The sequence below is a fragment of the Curtobacterium sp. VKM Ac-2884 genome (assembly GCF_015350945.1).
Classification (GTDB): Bacteria; Actinomycetota; Actinomycetes; order Actinomycetales; family Microbacteriaceae; genus Curtobacterium.
Genome location: NZ_JADKSA010000002.1, coordinates 101,587 through 119,681 on the forward strand (window position 1 = coordinate 101,587; position 18,095 = coordinate 119,681).

21 protein-coding genes are annotated in these 18,095 nt (G+C 71.6%); 5 read left to right on the top strand and 16 right to left on the bottom strand.

Annotated features, from left to right (window positions below):
• Positions 1–17: 17 nt before the first annotated feature.
• The 11 genes from hemL to hemE all read right to left on the bottom strand — a co-directional run bounded on the left by hemL (position 18) and on the right by hemE (position 9,837).
• Positions 18–1,349, bottom strand: coding sequence for a glutamate-1-semialdehyde 2,1-aminomutase (gene hemL, locus ITJ60_RS04855; protein ID WP_123294513.1), 1,332 nt, complete (start codon positions 1,347–1,349; stop codon positions 18–20).
• A complete protein-coding gene (gene hemB / locus ITJ60_RS04860) occupies positions 1,346–2,401 on the bottom strand; it encodes a porphobilinogen synthase (RefSeq protein ID WP_323749104.1) in 1,056 nt (351 codons plus the stop codon). Before hemB ends, hemL begins: the two co-directional genes overlap by 4 nt.
• Complete coding sequence (locus ITJ60_RS04865) at positions 2,398–3,006, bottom strand: uroporphyrinogen-III synthase (protein ID WP_323749105.1); 609 nt, start codon at positions 3,004–3,006, stop codon at positions 2,398–2,400. The genes hemB and ITJ60_RS04865 overlap by 4 nt, the downstream gene beginning before the upstream one ends.
• Positions 3,007–3,320: 314 nt before the next feature.
• On the bottom strand, positions 3,321–4,280 hold the full coding sequence (gene hemC / locus ITJ60_RS04870; protein ID WP_194647159.1) for a hydroxymethylbilane synthase: 960 nt from the start codon (positions 4,278–4,280) through the stop codon (positions 3,321–3,323).
• Positions 4,277–5,512 (bottom strand): ferrochelatase, encoded by a 1,236-nt coding sequence (locus ITJ60_RS04875; RefSeq protein ID WP_194647160.1) that lies wholly within the window; start codon positions 5,510–5,512, stop codon positions 4,277–4,279. Before ITJ60_RS04875 ends, hemC begins: the two co-directional genes overlap by 4 nt.
• Positions 5,509–6,252, bottom strand: a complete 744-nt coding sequence (hemQ, locus tag ITJ60_RS04880; RefSeq protein WP_228509865.1) for a hydrogen peroxide-dependent heme synthase — start codon at positions 6,250–6,252, stop codon at positions 5,509–5,511. Before hemQ ends, ITJ60_RS04875 begins: the two co-directional genes overlap by 4 nt.
• 68 nt (positions 6,253–6,320) lie before the next feature.
• Entirely contained in the window at positions 6,321–6,551 is a 231-nt protein-coding gene (locus ITJ60_RS04885) for a DUF3618 domain-containing protein (protein ID WP_111083767.1), read from the bottom strand.
• Between the two features lie 32 nt (positions 6,552–6,583).
• Positions 6,584–7,042, bottom strand: coding sequence for a phage holin family protein (locus tag ITJ60_RS04890; RefSeq protein ID WP_111083766.1), 459 nt, complete (start codon positions 7,040–7,042; stop codon positions 6,584–6,586).
• A complete protein-coding gene (locus ITJ60_RS04895; protein WP_017887727.1) occupies positions 7,039–7,293 on the bottom strand; it encodes a hypothetical protein in 255 nt (84 codons plus the stop codon). The genes ITJ60_RS04890 and ITJ60_RS04895 overlap by 4 nt, the downstream gene beginning before the upstream one ends.
• Positions 7,294–7,393: 100 nt before the next feature.
• Complete coding sequence (locus ITJ60_RS04900; RefSeq protein ID WP_323749106.1) at positions 7,394–8,734, bottom strand: protoporphyrinogen/coproporphyrinogen oxidase; 1,341 nt, start codon at positions 8,732–8,734, stop codon at positions 7,394–7,396.
• A complete protein-coding gene (hemE, locus tag ITJ60_RS04905; protein WP_194647161.1) occupies positions 8,731–9,837 on the bottom strand; it encodes a uroporphyrinogen decarboxylase in 1,107 nt (368 codons plus the stop codon). Before hemE ends, ITJ60_RS04900 begins: the two co-directional genes overlap by 4 nt.
• A gap of 38 nt (positions 9,838–9,875) precedes the next feature.
• On the opposite strand from hemE, the gene ITJ60_RS04910 reads away from it, so the two are divergent.
• Complete coding sequence (locus tag ITJ60_RS04910) at positions 9,876–11,198, top strand: glutamyl-tRNA reductase (protein ID WP_194647162.1); 1,323 nt, start codon at positions 9,876–9,878, stop codon at positions 11,196–11,198.
• 23 nt (positions 11,199–11,221) lie between these two features.
• Complete coding sequence (locus ITJ60_RS04915) at positions 11,222–11,626, top strand: NUDIX hydrolase (protein ID WP_267238194.1); 405 nt, start codon at positions 11,222–11,224, stop codon at positions 11,624–11,626.
• 3 nt (positions 11,627–11,629) lie between these two features.
• Here ITJ60_RS04915 and ITJ60_RS04920 read toward each other — a convergent pair whose 3' ends face one another.
• Entirely contained in the window at positions 11,630–11,905 is a 276-nt protein-coding gene (locus ITJ60_RS04920; RefSeq protein ID WP_123294504.1) for a hypothetical protein, read from the bottom strand.
• Positions 11,906–12,004: 99 nt separating this feature from the next.
• Here ITJ60_RS04920 and ITJ60_RS04925 point away from each other — a divergent pair, with 99 nt between their 5' ends.
• Positions 12,005–12,703 carry a DUF4232 domain-containing protein gene (locus tag ITJ60_RS04925; RefSeq protein WP_194647164.1) on the top strand — a complete coding sequence of 233 codons (699 nt, stop codon included), beginning with the start codon at positions 12,005–12,007 and terminating at the stop codon, positions 12,701–12,703.
• A 7-nt stretch (positions 12,704–12,710) separates the two neighbouring features.
• Here ITJ60_RS04925 and ITJ60_RS04930 read toward each other — a convergent pair whose 3' ends face one another.
• Both ITJ60_RS04930 and ITJ60_RS04935 read right to left on the bottom strand, forming a co-directional pair.
• Entirely contained in the window at positions 12,711–13,694 is a 984-nt protein-coding gene (locus tag ITJ60_RS04930) for a zinc-binding alcohol dehydrogenase family protein (RefSeq protein ID WP_194647165.1), read from the bottom strand.
• A complete protein-coding gene (locus ITJ60_RS04935; protein ID WP_228509867.1) occupies positions 13,691–14,173 on the bottom strand; it encodes a MarR family winged helix-turn-helix transcriptional regulator in 483 nt (160 codons plus the stop codon). The genes ITJ60_RS04930 and ITJ60_RS04935 overlap by 4 nt, the downstream gene beginning before the upstream one ends.
• A gap of 75 nt (positions 14,174–14,248) precedes the next feature.
• Here ITJ60_RS04935 and ITJ60_RS04940 point away from each other — a divergent pair, with 75 nt between their 5' ends.
• Together ITJ60_RS04940 and ITJ60_RS04945 are read left to right on the top strand one after the other, a co-directional pair.
• Positions 14,249–14,671 carry an ester cyclase gene (locus ITJ60_RS04940; protein WP_194647166.1) on the top strand — a complete coding sequence of 141 codons (423 nt, stop codon included), beginning with the start codon at positions 14,249–14,251 and terminating at the stop codon, positions 14,669–14,671.
• A 31-nt stretch (positions 14,672–14,702) separates the two neighbouring features.
• Entirely contained in the window at positions 14,703–15,122 is a 420-nt protein-coding gene (locus tag ITJ60_RS04945) for a GNAT family N-acetyltransferase (RefSeq protein WP_416371903.1), read from the top strand.
• A 42-nt stretch (positions 15,123–15,164) separates the two neighbouring features.
• On the opposite strand, the gene ITJ60_RS04950 is transcribed toward ITJ60_RS04945, so the two are convergent.
• Positions 15,165–16,103: a serine hydrolase gene (locus ITJ60_RS04950; RefSeq protein WP_194647168.1), complete on the bottom strand. Its 939-nt coding sequence runs from the start codon at positions 16,101–16,103 to the stop codon at positions 15,165–15,167.
• Complete coding sequence (locus tag ITJ60_RS04955; protein ID WP_131880858.1) at positions 16,103–18,067, bottom strand: M13 family metallopeptidase; 1,965 nt, start codon at positions 18,065–18,067, stop codon at positions 16,103–16,105. The genes ITJ60_RS04950 and ITJ60_RS04955 overlap by 1 nt, the downstream gene beginning before the upstream one ends.
• Positions 18,068–18,095 lie beyond the last annotated feature (28 nt).

An 18,095-nucleotide genomic window follows, 5' to 3' on the forward strand; every position in this document is an offset into this window, starting at 1 on the left:
GCCGCGGCTGCCACTGCCTACGCCGTCGCGGCGGCCGCTGCCTTCGCTGCTGCGGGCAGCGCGTCGAGGATCCGCCCGACGGCTCGCTCGTCGTGGGCGGCCGTGACGAACCAGGCCTCGAACACGCTCGGCGGCAGGGTCACCCCGGCGTCGAGCATCGCGTGGAAGAACGGCGCGTACCGGAAGACGTCCTGTGCCCGCACGTCGTCGTAGTTCCGCGGTGCGGTGTCCGTGAAGGCGAACGAGAACAGGTTGCCGGCGCGCTGCACGGTGTGGGCGACGCCCTCGGCCGACAGTGCGTCCGACGTTGCCGCGGAGATGACCGAGGCCGTGCGGTTCAGCGACTCGTACACCGACGGCGTCGCGGCCCGGAGCGTGGCGATGCCGGCGGCGACCGCGAGCGGGTTGCCGGACAGGGTGCCCGCTTGGTACACGGGGCCGAGCGGGGCGAGGAAGTCCATGACCTCGCGTCGGCCGCCGAGCGCGGCGAGGGGCATGCCGCCACCGATGACCTTGCCGAACGTGATCAGGTCGGGCTTCCACCCGGCGCCGTCGGGGACGACCTTCGACGCCTCGAGGCCCCACCAGCCGGCCGACCCGACGCGGAACCCGGTCAGGACCTCGTCGACGATGAGCAGCGCCCCGTGCGCCTGCACGATCTGCGCGAGCGCACGGTTGAACCCGCGCTCGGGAGCGAGCACGCCCATGTTCGCCGCGGCGGCCTCGACGATGACGCCGGCGATGCGCTCGGAGTGCTCGTCGAACGCGCGGCGGACGGCATCGAGGTCGTTGTACGGCAGCACCAGGGTCTGCGCCGCGGTCTCCTCGGTGATGCCCGCGCTGCCCGGCAGGGCCAGGGTGGCGACACCCGATCCGGCCTCGGCGAGCAGGGAGTCGGAGTGCCCGTGGTAGTGCCCGGCGAACTTCACGAGCAGGTCGCGGCCGGTGTATCCGCGGGCCAACCGGATCGCCGTCATCGTGGCCTCGGTGCCCGTCGACACCATGCGGAGCTTCTCGATGGGGCCGTCACCGTCCACCGACACCCGCTGCTTCACGAGCTCGGCGAGCTCGGTCTCGCCCGGGGTCGAGGCACCGAAGGACAGTCCGCGCGCGGCGGCCTGCTGCACGGCCTCGACGGTGCCGGGGTGCGCGTGTCCGAGGATCGCGGGACCCCACGACGCCACGAGGTCGACGTACTCGCGTCCCTCGGCGTCGGTGACGTACGCGCCCTTCGCCGACACCAGGAAGCGCGGGGTGCCGCCCACCGATCCGTAGGCACGGACGGGCGAGTTCACGCCGCCGGGGATCGCGTTCTTGGCGCGGCCGAACAGCTGGTCGTTCGTGGTCATTCGGGGGCCTTCCCGGTCGAGGCGATGCCGGCGACTGCGGCGGTGGTGCCGGAGGTGCGGAGACCGGCCTCCTGGTTGAGCTTCCGTGCGATGTCGACGGCGAAGTAGGTCAGGATCGCGTCGGCGCCGGCACGCTTGATGCCGATGAGCGACTCCATCGCGGCGGCGTCGCGGTCGATCCACCCGTTCTGCGCGGCTGCCGTGATCATCGCGTACTCGCCGGAGATCTGGTAGGCCCAGACCGGCACGGGCGACGTCGCAGCGGTCTCGGCGAGCACGTCGAGGTAGCTCATCGCGGGCTTCACCATCACGACGTCGGCACCCTCGTCGACGTCGAGCGCGACCTCGCGCAGCCCCTGTCGACCGTTGGCGGCGTCGATCTGGTACGTCCGCCGGTCGCCGACGAGCGACGACGAAACGGCCTCGCGGAAGGGGCCGTAGAAGGCGGAGGCGTACTTGGCCGCGTAGGCCAGCAGCGCGGTGCCGGTGTGGCCGGCGACGTCGAGCGCGTCACGCGCGGCGGCGATCTGGCCGTCCATCATGCCGCTCAGGCACACCAGTTCGGCGCCGGCTTCTGCCTGCGCGACCGCCATGTCGCGGTACCGCAGCAGGGTCGCGTCGTTGTCGACCGAGCCGTCCGCCGCCAGGACTCCGCAGTGACCGTGGTCGGTGAACTCGTCGAGGCACAGGTCGGACTGCACGACCAGGTCGTCGCCGACCTCTTCCTTCGCCACGCGGATGGCCACGTTGAGGATCCCGTCGGGGTCGGTCGCCCCGGATCCGGTCGCGTCCTTCGTGGTGGGCACGCCGAACAGGTTCACGCCGCCGATGCCCTGGCCGGCCGCCTTGACGAGTGCGCGACGGAACGAGTCGAGCGAGTGCTGCTGCACGCCCGGCATGCTCGAGATGTCGACGGCGTCGGTGGCGCCCTCGCGGATGAACATCGGCAGCACGAGCTCGGCTGGGTGCAGCCGGGTCTCGGCGACGAGCCGTCGCATCGCGGGGGTGGCGCGGAGTCGACGGGGGCGGACCTGGGGGAAACGGCCGGTCACGGGTGGCCTTCCTGTTCGGGGGCGGTGGGGTTCAGGGCCTCGACGACGGCGTCGAGCAGGGCTTCTGCGGACCGGGTGGGTCCGACGACGTGGACCGGCAGTCCGGCCGCGCGCGCGTCGGCGGCGGTTCCGGGGCCGATGCAGGCCACGAGGGTGCGGGGGTCGAGCGGGGTCATCCGGCGGGCGATCTCGCGGGCGACGCTGCCGCTCGTCACGAGCACCGCGTCGGGCGCCGCGTCGAGGGTGATCGGCTCGTCGCCGGTCCCCACGGTACGGTACGCGACCACGTCGTCCACGTCGATGCCGCGGGCCCGCAGCCCGTCGACGAGGGTCGGCGCGGCGATCTCGGAGCGCGGGAAGAGCACGGTGCCGTCGGTGTCCGGCAGCGCGTCGACGAGGGCAGCGGCCGATGCCTGCTCCGGCACGAGGTCGACGACCCAGCCCGCAGCACGCGCGGCACGGGCGGTCGGCTCACCGACCACCGCCACACGCACACCGGACGGGAGGCCCGCCACACGTTCTGCGAGCACCGTCACGGCCGTCGCACTGGTCACCACCACCCACGCGTACCCGGCTCCGCGGGATCGGTCGCCGTTCACGAGCACCGGGCCGCCGTCCAGGTGCGAAGACTCGCCGTCCGCGAGCTCTCGAGGTTCCGAAGTGCCCCGGTGGACCGCCTCCGGATGCCGAGATCTCGGAACCTCGGGGTGGGGAGCGGCCGGGTGGGGAGCGGCCGGGTGGGCAGCCAAGCGGGCGACGGCACGGTCGAGCGGGCCGCCGTCGAGCGGCGGCTCGGTCGTGATGAGGGGGACGACCCGCGGGTCGAGCCCACGCTGCCGAGCCGCCGTCGCGACGCGCTCGCCCCACGCGCCACCCCGGGGGATGACGACGACGGGAGCGGGCGTGTCCGTGACGGGCTCTACTTCACCGAGTCGGCGAGGTCCGCCAGGTCGCCGGCACCGTTCTCGAGCAGCTCGGCGGCCACGCGGCCACCGACCTCGAGTGCTTCGGCGAGACGGTCCTGCGCGGATCCCTCGAGCACGGCAGCGTGCGACGCCGTGCGGTACTCGGCGCCGTCGGGGCTGTAGACGGTGGCGGAGACGAGCAGGAGCTCGGCGTCCACGACCGCGGTCGCACCGATCGGGGCGGAGCAGCCGGCCTCGAGCTTCGCCAGCACCTCGCGCTCGGCCGACACCGTCAGGCGGGTCGGGGCGTGCTCGATCTTGCGCAGCGCGGCGAGCAGGTTCGTGTCGGTTTCACCGGCACGGGTCTCGATCGCCAGCGCGCCCTGCCCCGGAGCGCTCGGCCAGAAACCGAGGTCGAGCAGTTCGGTGGCGGCCGAGAGCCGGTCGATGCGGGTGAGCCCGGCGGCGGCGAGCACGACGGCGTCGAGGTCGTCGTCCACCCGGCCCAGGCGGGTGTCGATGTTGCCGCGGATGTCGATGACGTCCAGGTCGGGGCGCTTCGCCTTGAGCTGCGCGACGCGACGCGGTGAGCCCGTGCCGACCTTCGCACCCTCGGGCAGGCTCTCGACGGTCGCGCCGTTCCGCGCCACGAGGACGTCGCGGGCATCGGCACGCTTCGGCACGGCAGCGATCGTCAGGCCCGGGTACGGCGCGGTCGGCAGGTCCTTGAGCGAGTGCACCAGGACGTCGACCTCGCCGGCGACCAGGGCTTCGCGCAGGGCGCTGGCGAACACACCGGTGCCCCCCAGTGACGCGAGCGAGGCGCGGTTCGTGTCGCCCTCGCTCGTGACCGTGACGAGCTCGACCGGACGACCGGCCGCCGCTGCCAGGCGGTCGGCGACGTCCTGCGACTGCGCGACCGCGAGCCGGCTGGCGCGGGTGCCCAGCCGGATCGGGGTCGGAGCGTCGGTCACGGGGCGACGCCGGCGGCAGCGGGCTTGAAGCCGGCGCGGACGTTCTCGCAGCAGCCCGGGCGGCAGACGTCGTACCAGGGACCGATGTCGGTCAGGTGCGGACGCTCGCTGGTCGGGGTCCCGTTGACGCGCTCGAGCACCAGGTCGACGAGTCCGGAGACGTAGGCCGGGTCGACACCGGGGGTCTGCGTGCGGACCGACCAGAAACCGAGCTCCTGCGCGGTCTCGGTGGCTTCCTCGTCGAGGTCCCACATGACCTCCATGTGGTCGCTCACGAAGCCGAGCGGGACGATGAGCACGGCGCGGGTCGAGCCGCCCTTGAGCTCCTCGTCCATGTAGTCGTTGATGTCGGGCTCGAGCCACGGCTGCGTCGGGGGGCCGGAGCGCGACTGGTACACGAGCTTCCAGGCGGGCTTGGACGTGCCCTGCAGGTGTGCGTGCTCCGGCTGCTCGAGCAGCTCCGCCCACGCCTGGTCGAGGACGACCTGCGCGACGGCGAGGTGCTGGGCCTCGTAGGCGCCGTGCTCGTCGAAGCCGCGGTAGTCCGGGCCGGACTTCGCAGCGTCGGTCGACGGGATCGAGTGGGTCGAGAACAGCACGTGCAGCTCGGTCGCGACCTCGAGCCCGTCGTTCTCGGCGATGGCCTTCGCCATGCCGTCACGGACGCCGTCGACGAACGGGCGGACGAAGCCGGGGTGGTCGAAGAACTGCCGGATCTTGTCGATCTCGATAGTGCCGAGCAGCCCGGTCTCGTCGAGCACGCGCGCGTAGTCCTCGCGGTACTGGCGGCAGCTCGAGAACGACGAGTAGGCGCTCGTGGCGATCGCGATGAGCTTGTTGTAGCCCTTGTCGGCGGCGTCGGTGAAGGCCTGCTCGAGGTAGGGCTCCCAGTTGCGGTTGCCCCAGAGCACCGGCATGTCGATGCCGCGCGATGCCAGCTCGGCCTCGAGCGCCGCCTTCAACGCGCGGTTCTGGGCGTTGATCGGGCTCACACCGCCGAAGTGCCGGTAGTGGTGCGCGACCTCTTCGAGCCGCTCGTCGGGGATGCCGCGGCCGCGGGTGACGTTGCGGAGGAAGGGGATGACGTCGTCCTGGCCCTCGGGGCCACCGAAGCCGGCGAGCAGGATCGCGTCGTACGCGGTCGGGACCTCGACGTGCTCCGGACCGGAAGCGGCCGCGGGGGTGGCGGCGAGGACGGGCTGACCGTTCGTGATCAGGCTGGTGTCGGTCATGACAGCACCTCCGGGAGTTCGGCGGTCGTCACGCGACGACCCGTGAAGAAGGGGACCTCTTCGCGCACGTGCAGACGGGCCTCGGTGGCCCGGAGGTCGCGCATGAGGTCGACGAGGTCGACGAGCTCGGGGCTCTCGAGCGGCAGGATCCACTCGTAGTCGCTCAGGGCGAAGGTGGCGATGGTGTTCGTCAGGACGCGGCGGTACTTGGCGCCGGCGATCCCGTGGTCGCGCAGCATCTTCGAGCGCTCGTCCTCGGGCAGGAGGTACCACTCGAAGGAGCGGACGAAGGGGTACACCGTGATCCACGCCTCGGGGTCCTTGCCACGCAGGAACGCCGGGGTGTGCCGCTTGTTGAACTCGGCTTCGCGGTGCATCGCCATCACGTGCCACACCGGCTCGGTGTCCTGGAACAGCCCGGTGCGGCGGATCTCGCGCAGCACGGCCTGGATGACCTGCGCGTCGTCGCCGTGCAGCCAGATCATGACGTCGGCATCGGCACGGAAGCCGGAGACGTCGTAGAAGCCACGGACGGTCACCCCGCGCTCGGCGGCGGACGCGATCACGGCGTCGAGCTCGGCCACGGCGTCGTCACCGACGCGGTGGACCGGGCCGAGCGGCCTGCGGAACACGGCCCAGAGGGCGTACGCCGTCATGAGGTTGGGATCGATCCCCGTCGCGGGGTCGGTCTCGTGCGGAGAGGTGTGCGCGGTTGCAGGAGCGGGCGCGTCGGAACTCATGGGTCCTTTGTCCTATCGGTTGCCAGGGTTGTGGCCGCCCCGCACCCGGTGGACCGCGCTCGGGCGGTCTACCGCCGTCGGAGCACCATCACGACGATACCCCCGACCACCGCTACTCCGGCTGCGAGGCCGGCCAGGTACGGGACCGGCTTCTCGTCGATGCCGCGCTTGACCTTCGACGCCGCGATGCCGATCTGCTTCGGCACGTTGAGCTTGTCCTCGATCGCGTCGAGGGTGTCGAACAGCTGGGCGCGGGTCGCGGCGACGCGGTCTGCGAGATCGTCGTGCGGATCGGTCACGGTTCCTCCGTCGGTGGTGCGGCTGTCGGGGCTCAGAACCGGCCGCCGACGTCCGGCTTGCGGCTGCCGTACTGGCTCGGCGGAGTGGGCTTCTTGCCCATCCCCTTCACCGCGTTGATGTCGTTCTTGACGCTGTCGATCGTGCGCTTCGGCGTGATCGGCAGGCCCTTCTTCAGGCGCTTCCAGCCGATCCACCCGAGGATGGCGGCGACGATCAGCATCACCACGGCGATCACGATCGCTGCGAGCCAGGCCGGCATCACGGTCGCCAGGCCCATCACGGCGGCGGTCAGGAGCACGCCGATCGCGTAGAGCACGATGACGAGTGCACCGACCAGCAGCCCCGCGGCGAGTCCGAAGATCTTGGCCTTCGTGAGCATCTCGGCCTTGAGCAGGTCGATCTCACCCTTGACCAGGCCCTTGACGAGCTTCGGGACGTCGCCCACCAGACCGAACAGCGAACGCGACTTGCGGTCGCGGGTGTCGGTCATGAGGTGGTGGTGTCCTTCTTCTGGCCGACCTTGCGGACGGCCTTCTTGGTCGTCTCACCGATGAACTCGGCGACGTCCGGGGTCTTGTCGGCGATGAAGTCCTCAGCGACGTGCACGCCCTTCTGGACGCCGTTGCTGTTCCAGACCTTGCCGCTGACGGTCTTGATCTGCTCGTACCGCGCCCGTCCGGCTCGCGATCCCAGGACGTACCCGAGTGCGGCGCCGGCGACGAACAGGAGCTTTCCGCGCATGTGCGATTCCTCCGTTGGTTCAGTGTGCGGTGGTCATGCGCCGAACGGAATACGTCCGACGGTCTCACCAACAGTAGCCCCCGGGCGGTCTGGGGTCCGCTCAGGAATCCAGGATCTGTCCAGCGGCGGTGCGGGCGGCTGCGATGATCCCGGCCAGGCCCCGTCCGGTCGCGACCTCGCCGATGCCGACGACCCCCGCTCCGAGACCGGCAGCGGTCAGGTCCGGACCGTGCCAGCGGACGCGCGCAGCGCCCACGACGTGCGTCGCCGTCAGGGGGACGCCGAGCAGCGTGGCCGCGTCGTGCAGCGCCCGGGTGCCGACGGGTCCGTCCGGGTCGACCGGGAGGCTCGTGGCCGCGTCGTCGGGACCGCTCGCGCCGTGCGCACTGGTCGCGTCGGCGGGCGTCGCGTAGCTCAGGCGCAGCACGTGGCGGCCGGCAGCCGCCTCGGCGAGCCACGGCCACTTCACCGTCGCGTGCGTCAGGGCCTTCGCCGACACGGCCTGCGCGTCCGGGTGCACGAGCATCCCGGTCCCGCGGGGGGCTGCGTCGAGCTCGGGCTGGTCGACGACGAGCGTGACGAGCTCGATCCCGGTCCGGTCCGGTGCCGCGGTGCGCTCGGGATCGGGCACCGACGACAGGGTGCGCTGCGCGGGCAGGCGTTCGACCGTGCCGTCGGCGGAGACGACCTCGACCGCGTGCGCCTCGATCCGGGTCGCCCGGGTGTGCAACCGGACGTCGACGCGGTAGGTCTCCATGTCGGCGACGAGTTCGTCCACGAGCCGGACGATCCCGCCGCGGATCCCCTGCACCGGGGTACCGGCGGCAGCACGGGCCCGGAGTGCCAGGACCGCGCGGGCCAGCGAGCCCTCGCGGAGCAGTGCCGCGCGGAGGCCGGGAGCCACCCGCTCCGGGTCGAGCTGGTCCGGGTGGGTGGAGTGCACCCCGCCGGCGATCGGGACGACCAGGTCGTCGAGGACCCGCTCCCCCATGCGCCGCCGGACGAGTTCGCCCAGGGACTCCGCCTTGGCGCCGACCGGTCCGGGCAGCAGCGAGTCCATCTGTGCGCGGAGCCCGCCCTTCTGCCCGACGACGGCGAGCACGTCGGCGGCCATCGGGGTGCTCGGGATGCCGAGGAGCCCGGTCGCGGGGATCGGCGACGTCCGGCCGTCACGGGTCATCAACCAGGCGCCGCGCGGGTCCGGGGCGACGACGTTGTTGCCGAGCCCGAGTTCGATTGCCAGGCGGCCGACGGCGTCCGTGCGGGTGGCGAACGAGTCCGCCGCCATGTCGAGGTCGAGGCCGCCGACCGTGTGCCGCCGGATCATGCCGCCCAGCACGCCGGACGACTCGACCAGCACGACGTCCGCGCCGCCCTTGGCCAGGTCACGGGCGGTGACGAGTCCGGCGATCCCGCCGCCGACCACGACGACGTCGGTCACGCGGCAGACCCGTCACCGAGCGAGTGGACGAGTTCGACGACACGCGTCAGCACCGTCGGGTCGGTCTCGGGCGGCACACCGTGGCCGAGGTTCACGACGTGGGCGCGGGCGGCGCCACCGCGGCGGACGACCTCGCGCACGTGCGCTTCGAGGACCTCCCACGGGGCCGCGAGCATCGCCGGGTCGATGTTGCCCTGCACGCTGACGCCGGTGCCGACGCGGCGGACGGCCTCGTCGAGCGGGAGCCGCCAGTCGACCCCGACCGCGTCGACGCCGATGGCGTCTGTGCCGAGCGTGGTCATGTCGGCGAGGACCTCGCCGCTGCCGACGCCGAAGTGGATGCGCGGTACGCCCAGGTCGGCCACGTGGGACAGCGCCTGCGCCGAGTGCGGTGCGACGTACCGGACGTAGTCGGCGCGCGACAGGGATCCGACCCACGAGTCGAAGAGCTGTGCGGCCGAGGCCCCGGCGAGCACCTGGGCCCGGAGGAACGCCCCCGACACCCCGGCCGCCCAGGCCAGCAGCCGCGACCAGGTCTCCGGCTCCGCGTGCATGAGGGTGCGTGCGCGGATGTGGTCCTTCGACGGGCCGCCCTCGACCAGGTACGCGGCGAGCGTGAAGGGTGCGCCTGCGAATCCGATCAGCGGGGTGTCGCCGAGCTGCTCGACCGTGCGGGCGACCGCCTGCCGGATCGGCTCGAGGGCCGCCGGGTCCAGCGGCTCGAGGGCGTCGACGTCCGCCGCGGTGCGAATCGGTGAGCCGAGCACGGGGCCCCGACCGGGGACGATCTCGACGTCCACGCCCGCGAGCTTGATCGGCACGACGATGTCGCTGAAGAAGATGCCGGCGTCCACCCCGTGCCGGCGGACGGGCTGCAGCGTGATCTCCGACGCCATCTCGGGGTCGAGGCACGCGTCGAGCATGGCCGTGCCCACCCGGAGCTCGCGGTACTCGGGCAACGACCGACCGGCCTGCCGCATGAACCACACCGGCAGTGTCTCCGGACGGTCACCCCGCAGGGCCCGGACGAGGCGGGACCCACTCGTCCGCCCTGATGCCAGGGGGTGGGAGTCGGGGAGGGATGTGGTCGTCGCGTCGGTCACCGGATGATTGTCCCATCGAGCGCGTTACCATTGGCTACGTGCTCATCTGTCTCACGGCGTCGCATCGCAACGCCAGCTTCGACCTCTTGGAGCGACTGAGCATCGCTGCCCCGGCCGCAGCAGGCCACCTCGTGACGGATTCCGACGTCCTGGACGGCGCCGTCGTCCTCGCCACCTGCAACCGTTTCGAGGCCTACCTCGACATCGCCGGCGACGATCGCGACTCCGCCGTCGCCGCCACCGTGCAGGCCGTGGCCGCTGCGAGCGACCTGGACGCCACCGAACTGCGTGATTCGGTCAACGTGCTCGGCGGCAAGGACGTCGTGCAGCACCTGTTCGCCGTGTCGAGCGGGCTCGAGTCCGTCGTCGTCGGCGAGACCGAGATCTCCGGGCAGGTCCGCCGCTCGCTCGAGGACGCCCGGAGCAACGGCACCACGACCTCGGACCTCGAGCGGCTGTTCCAGGAAGCCGCCCACACCTCGCGCGGCGTCAAGACCCGCACCCGGATCGGTGCCGCCGGTCGTTCGCTCGTGCGCCTCGGCCTGCAGCTCGCGTCGTCGCGCGTCACCGACTGGGCACACACCCGCGTGCTGCTGATCGGCACCGGGAGCTACGCGGCCACCACCATCGCGGCCCTGCGCGACCGCGGTGCCGTGCACATCCAGGTGTTCTCGCCCTCGGGCCGTGCCGCCTGGTTCGCCGCGAAGCACGACCTCGTCGCCGCCCGCGACCTGCGCCACGCGATCGGCACCAGCGACGTCGTGATCACCTGCACGTCGAGCGAGCTCCCGGTCGTCGCACCGGCCGACCTCGACGACGGCAGCCGCCGCATCGTCATCGACCTCGGACTCCCCCGCAACGTCGACCCGGCCGCTGCCGGTGTGGACGGCGTCGAGCTGCTCGACCTCGAGACCATCAGCCTGCACGCACCTATCTCCGAGCTGAACGCCGAGTCCGAGGCCCGCGCGATGGTCGACGACGCCGTGTCCCGCTTCCGGGCGCAGGCGCTCGAGCAGTCGACCACCCCGGCCCTCGTCGCGTTCCGCAAGCACGTGTTCGACATCCTCGACGACGAGATCGACCGCGCCAAGCGCCGCGGTGACGCCGACGGCGAGTCCGCCGAGCACACCGAGCGGGCGCTCCGGCACCTGGTCGGCGTCCTGCTGCACCGCCCGTCGGTCCGCGCCCGCGAGCTCGGCCGCGCCGGCCGTGGCGAGGAGTTCGTCGGGGCCATCGACGCCCTGTTCGGCGTGCGACCCGAGCCCGAGGCAGAGCTGCCGGCGCCCGTCGTCCCGCTCGCCGACCGCACCGCACTGGACCCGACCGTCTCGAAGCGCGCCGACGAGGCGGACGCGAGCTGAGCCTCCCGTCCGCTCCCGCGACCCTGCGTGTCAGCGCGCTCCTGCTGGTGCGGGACCGACGCGTCCTGATGGTGCGCGCGCGAGCGCGCGACGTGCTCTACCTGCCCGGCGGCAAGGCCGAGCCGCACGAGACCGACCTCGACGCCGCCATCCGCGAAGCACACGAGGAGACCGGCCTGCGGGTGACCGCCGGTGACGTCGACCCGTTCGGTGTCGTCCTCGAGCCGGCTCACGGGCAGGCGCCCGGCACGATGGTCGCGATGACGCTGTTCCTGGTCCGACCAGGAGGCCCGTTGGACTCCGCCACGCCCGTCGCCTCGGCCGAGGTGGACGAGGTCGAGTGGGTCACTTCGGCGGACGCCGGTCGCTGCCCGCCAGCGGGCGTGGAGACGCTCCGCCGCCTGGTGGCGGCGGAGCGCATCGACTAGTCGTCAGGCCTGGTCCTTGTCGACGTAGTGGCCGGTCTCGCCGTCCTGCGTCGGTTCGGCCTCGCCGGGGATGTCGGACTCGACGTACTCGCCGTCGGGTCCGCTCGACTCCGGGCGGGCCTCGCCCGGGATGTCGCTCGCGACGAACTCGCCGACGGGCTCCGTCGTCGTGACGCGCTCCTCGCCGGGGATGTCGCTGTCCGTGAAGGCGCCTGCGCGGGTCTCGACCCCGTCCGCGCGGCCCTCGTCGCCACGTGCCTGTTCGTGCTTGCCCGTCATGTCCGACCTCCGCTGCTCGGGTTCCTTGCTCCGGAGTGTGCTCGCGGTCCCTGGATGCCGACCGAACCGCGGTCTCCCGGTGGTGGTTGCCTGTGCACCATGCAACGCAGCAGTCGATCGAAGTTCCTGCTCGCCGTCACCGGGCTCGTCGCAGTCGGGGCGTTGGCGGGTTGTGCCTCCGGCGGGGAACCCTCCGCCACCGAGACGGTGACCGCACCCGCGCCGTCCCCGTCCGCATCGTCGTCCTCGTCGGCGTCGTCGTCGTCCGCGACCCCGTCGTCCGGCTCGTCGGCGTCCGGCTCGTCGTCGTCGGCCGGCACGGGTTCCGGGTCGTCGGGGTCCGGGTCGGCCGCTGGCAGTCGCTGTGCCGCGTCCTCGCTCGCCGCCAGCATCGAGCCGGGCAGCGGCGGTGCGGCCGGCAGCGTCATCGTGCACCTCGCCCTGCAGAACACCGGCTCGGCGACCTGCACCCTGCAGGGATGGCCGGGCGTCTCGTTCGTCGGCGGTGGCAACGGCAGTCAGATCGGTGCCGCGGCGACGCAGGAGAAGAGTTCACCGCACCCGACCGTGACCCTGGCCGCCGGGCAGACCGCCGTAGCGCCGCTCAAGATCGTCCAGGCCGGGAACTACTCGAAGGCCGACTGCTCGCCGAAGACCCCGGACGGCTTCCGCGTGTACCCGCCGGGATCCGAGCAGTCGCTGTTCGTGAAGGACGCCGACTACCAGGCGTGCTCGTCCGCCGATGCGTCGCTGCTGTCCGTGCAGGCGCTCGTGCCGGAGGGACAGGCGACGTCGTAGCGGACGATCAGCGGGTGGTGACCACGAGTTTCCCGGAGCGAGCCCCGTCCTCCATGTCGCGGTGGGCCTGCATGATGTCCTCGAGCGGGTAGACCTTCGCGATCGGTACCGTTGTGCTCCCTGCTGCCACGGCGTCCAGGAAGCCCTGCAACACCGGTGCCGGCAGGTCGCTGGCTGCACCGGAGTACGCGGTGAGTCGGACCCCGTTGGGGATGACGTCCATCGGGTAGAAGTCGCGGATGGTCCAGACATCGGAGAGCATCCCGGTGAAGGACACGGTGCCGTGGACAGCGGTGGCCCGCAACGTGTCGGGCAGGGTGTCGGTACCGATGAGCTCCACGGCACCGTCGACACCGGCCGGTACGATCCGGCGGACCTCGTCGGCGATGCTTCCGGTGTCGATCACGACGTGGTCGGCGCCTGCGCGGTGCAGCCGCTCCGTACGGTCCGGGTTGCGACTGGTGGCGATGACGGTCATGCCCCGCTGCTTCGCCAGGACGATGCACGCGAGCCCGACCGACGAGGTGCCGCCACGGACCAGGAGCGTGTCGCCCGGCTGCGCGTCCACACCCACCGTGAGGGAGCCGTGCGCGGTCTGCAGCATCTCGGGGACGGCACCGATCGTGGCCCAGTCGAGGGTGCTCGTGAACGGCACGACGCTGCTGGCCGGAACGAGGGTGTACTCGGCGTAGCCGCCGTCGTGGTCGCGGCCCATCCCTCCCATCAGGGCGGCGACCTGCGCTCCGACCGCGCACTCGCCGCCGGGTGCTGCCACCACGGTCCCCACCGCTTCGATCCCGGGCACCCGCGGGAAACTCCCGAAGTGCCCCATGCCACGGCGGAAGTGCAGCTCGGATCGGTTCAGGCCGAAGGCCTCCACCCGGATCAGCACCAGACCCGGAGCGGGGATGGGTACCGGGACCTCACGCAGTCGCAGGACCTCGGGACCACCGGGCGCGTCGATGACCACGGCGCGCATCGTCGCCGTCATCGCGCACCCTCCAGCGCAGCCTGCAGCCGCCCGAGGGCGGCAGTCGCGGTGGCGATCGCTTCGATGTCAGCAGCGGCGAGCACGGTGTCCAGCGCCGCCTCGAATCGCTCCTGCGCCACGGCGACGGCGTCCCGACCCCGGAGTGAGAGGCTGCTGCGCACGCTGCGGCGGTCAGCCGGATCCGTCGCTCGTTCGACGAGACCGTCGGCGGCGAGCCGGTCGAGGAGACGACTGGCGGCGGCGATCGACGTACCGACCCCGGTCGCGACGTCCTGCACACGCGCTCCCGTCGGCGCCGCGTCGACGACGCGCAGGACCTCCAAGCGGGCCAGGCTCAACACGCCCTCCCCGCGCATCCGCCGCTCCACCGTGTTCCACAGATCGGTCTCGTGCCGTACCAGGGCGGTGAAGTACTCGCGGGCACGAGATCCTCGCTCGTTCCCGGCTGTCTCGCTGCGGGAGGTCGGTTGCATGCTCATGCGGCGATCGTACGCTTGTTGCTTGCTATGTAAAGTAGTCGGCTCACGCACGCTCGCTCCGTCGACAGGACCACCATGACCACCGACACCCACACCGCCATGCAGCGATTCGTCGAGTTCATCAACACCGGCGACGCGTCGATCGGCCGTCAGGTGATCTCACCCGACGCGGAGTTCCTCACGCCGTTCTCGCCGGAGCCGTTTCGTGGCCTCGAGGGGTACCTGCAGATCCTGGCGATCATGCGGAGCGCGTTCTCGGACGTCCAGTGGCGCATCGAGCGGCTCGTCGTCGAGGGCGACGCCGTCGCAGCGCGGTTCGAGCTCCGGGGCACGCACGACGGCGACTTCCTCGGGACCGCCCCCACCGGGCTGCCGGTGGCCGTCCACGCGAGCAACTTCTACCGCTTCGCCGACGGCCTGATCGTCGACGAGGTCGGGCAGCCGGACCTGATGGGTCTGCTCGGTCAGGTCGGGGCACTCCCGCATGCCCTCGTCTGAACCTCCACGGAGCGCGGGCAGGATGGTCACCGTGGCCAGCACGATCAGGGACGAACGACCAGGTACGGCCGAACTCGTGGCGCTGTACGACGCCGTCGGGTGGACCGCCTACACCGATGATCCCGCGGCCCTGACGGCTTCGATCGCCGGATCCCACTCGGTGCTGACCGCCCGCGACGCTGCCGGTCGGCTGCTCGGTCTCGTCCGCACGATCTCCGACGGGGTGACCATCGTGTACGTGCAGGACGTGCTCGTCGTGCCGTCAGCGCATCGGCTCGGCATCGGCGGTGCGCTGCTCGATGCGGTGCTCCGTCGGTACGAGGGCATCCGGCAGACCGTCCTGCTGACCGACGCCGAACCGGGCCAGCGGGCGTTCTACGAGTCGCGCGGGTTCATCGAGGTGCACGACGTCGAGCCGCAGCCGCTGCGCTCGTTCGTGCTGCTCCGCTGAGCGGAACGACACCGCACCGACGTGGGACTGCGCCCGCCCGGATCAGCGGTGGGCGGGGGCGTGCACTGCCTCGAGTAGTTCGGTGCCCATGGTCCGCAGCGCCTCGATGACCGCGAGGCGCCGCTGCAACGAGGCGTCGTCGAACGTCACCGTCACGGCATAGCTGACCGACGAGCCCGGGCCGCGGAGGATCCCCGCCTCGGCGCGGACGCCGGTGCTCGATCCGGTGACCGCGACGACCTGCAACCCGTGGTCGAGCGCACGGTGCGCCAGGGGGTCGAGGCCGAACGAGCCGGCCACCAGGTTCAGGTCGCTCGCCAGCGACAGCCAGCCGAGCACCCGGTTCGACACCGCTTCGTCCACGACCTCACCGAGCGCAAGTCCGCGCATCACCCACGCGAGCTCACCCGTCGGGGCCACCGAGGCATCCGGGGCATCGTCCGGACCACGACGGTCGCGCACCCGGTCGATCAGGGCGGTCCGCTCGATGCCGAGCGACTCCGCACGCTCGCGGACGGCGTCGATGCCGACCGTCGACAGCAGTGCGTTCATCGCCCAGGTGTCACCGGTGGCACCGACCAGGGTCGCCAGGTCGGGCACCTGCATCGTCGGTTCTTGCAGGAACTGCCACAGGCCAGCGCCGGTCGCGGTGTCCCGTGCCATGCGCTGGAGGCGGTCGCCGTGCAGGCGGCCGTCCTCGAGCTGCGCCGCGACCTCGATCAGCAGCAGGACCCGCCCGAGGCTCGCGACGGGCTGCACGACGGTGTCGTCGATCGCCAGCAGGGCCTTGCCAGTCGAGGTGTCGATCACCGAGGCGCTCACCCCGGCACCGTCGAGCGCGAGCGCGCCGAGGGCCTCGGTCGTGGCGCCGAAGCGGTCGTCGGGTCGACCGCTGTGCCGACCGCGTGCTCGACCGCCACCACCTGAGCGGTCCTCCGGCCACCGACGGCGTGACGACCGAGCCGCGTCCGGCTCCACCATCACCAGATCGCGACGCGTTCGGCGGGGTCGAGGTACATCGCGTCCTTCTCGGTCACGCCGAACGTGTCGTAGTAGCCGTCGATGTTGCGGACGACCTGGTTGCACCGGAACTCGTTCGGCGAGTGCGGGTCGATCGACAGCAGGCGCGCGGCTTCCTCCGGACGGATCGCCATCTGCCACGCCTGCGCCCAGCTCAGGAAGAACCGCTCGGCACCGGTCAGGCCGTCGACGACCGGGGGCTCCTGGCCGTCGAGCGACAGCAGGTACGCCTTCCACGCGATCGACAGGCCACCGAGGTCGCCGATGTTCTCGCCGATCGTCAGGGCACCGTTGACGTGGCCGTCCGGCACCTCGGTCGGGACGAGCGCGTCGTACTGGGCGATGAGGGCCTTCGTGCGCTCCTCGAACGCCGTGCGGTCGGCCTCGGTCCACCAGTTCTCGAGCTTGCCGTCGCCGTCGTACTGCGAGCCCTGGTCGTCGAAGCCGTGCCCGATCTCGTGGCCGATGACGGCACCGATCGCACCGTAGTTGGCGGCGGCGTCGCGGTCGGCGTCGAAGAACGGGAACTGCAGGATCGCCGCGGGGAACACGATCTCGTTGAAACCGGGGTTGTAGTACGCGTTGATCGTCTGCGGGGTCATGAACCACTCGTCGCGGTCGATCGGCTTGCCGATCTTGCCGAGCTCGCGGTCGACCTGGAACGACGCGACGGCGCGGACGTTCGCGACGAGGTCGTCGGGCACGACCGGCAGCGCCGAGTAGTCGCGCCACTTGACCGGGTACCCGATCTTCGGCGTGAACTTGTCGAGCTTGTCGAGGGCACGCGCGCGGGTCTCGTCGGTCATCCAGTCGAGCGCCGTGATGCTCTGCCGGTACGCCTCGACCAGGTTGGCGACGAGGTCGTCCATCGTGGCCTTCGAGGTCTCGTCGAAGTGCTCCTGCACGTAGATCCGGCCAACGGCCTCGCCCATCGCGCCCTCCACCAAGGAGACGCCGCGCTTCCAGCGCTCGCGCTGCTTCGGCGCCCCGGTGAGTGCGGTGCCGTAGAACGAGAAGTTCGTGGCGGAGAACGCGCTCGTCAGGTACGCGGCCGAGCCACGGATGACCTGCCAGCGCAGCCAGTCCTTCCAGACCTCGAGCGGCTGGTCGCGCAGGAGCTCGGCAAGGCCCGTGATGAACGACGGCTCGCGGACCACGACGGTCTCGAACGCGCCGGCCGGTGCGTCGATGGCCTGCCACCACGTCTGCAGGTCGATGCCCTCGGCGAGCGCCGCGACCTCGGCCCAGGGCAGCTTGTTGTAGGTCTTCTGGCTGTCGCGGGTGGTGACGTTGTCCCAGTGCTTCGACGCCAGGGCCGTCTCGAGCGCGATGACGTGCTCGGTGCGGTCGCCGCCGTCCTCGAACCCGGCGAGCGGGAACATCGCCGCAACGAACTCGCGGTACTTCGTCCGGATGTCGGCGAAGCGCTCTTCACGGTAGTAGGACTCGTCGGGCAGGCCGAGACCGGACTGCTCGAGGAACACGACGTAGGACTCGGGGTCGCCCGGGTCGTTGTCGACGAAGAGCTGCAGGAAGCTCGGCAGTCCCAGCCGCTCGAAGCGTCCGACGGTGGCGATGAGCTCCGGCACGGACTCGATGGCCGTGATCTCGGCGAGGAGCGGCTCGATCGGCGCGGTGGCGAGCTCTTCGAGCCGTGCTTCGTCGGTGAAGGAGGAGAAGAGGTCACCGACCTTGCGCTCCTCGGTGCCGGGTGCGGCCTGCTGCGAGCGCTCGATGATCGCGCGGACGGCGAGTTCGGCGGCCTCCGCCAGCACCGTGAACGAGCCGTAGCGGGCCTTGTCGTCGGGGATCGGCGTCTCAGCGATCCAGGTGCCGTTCACGTGGCGGTACAGGTCGTCCTGGGGGCGCACCGCGGGGTCGAGTTCGTCAGTGTGGATGCCGGAGGCACGTGCGACGTCGGTCATGCCGTCCACGATAGCCACCGACGCCATG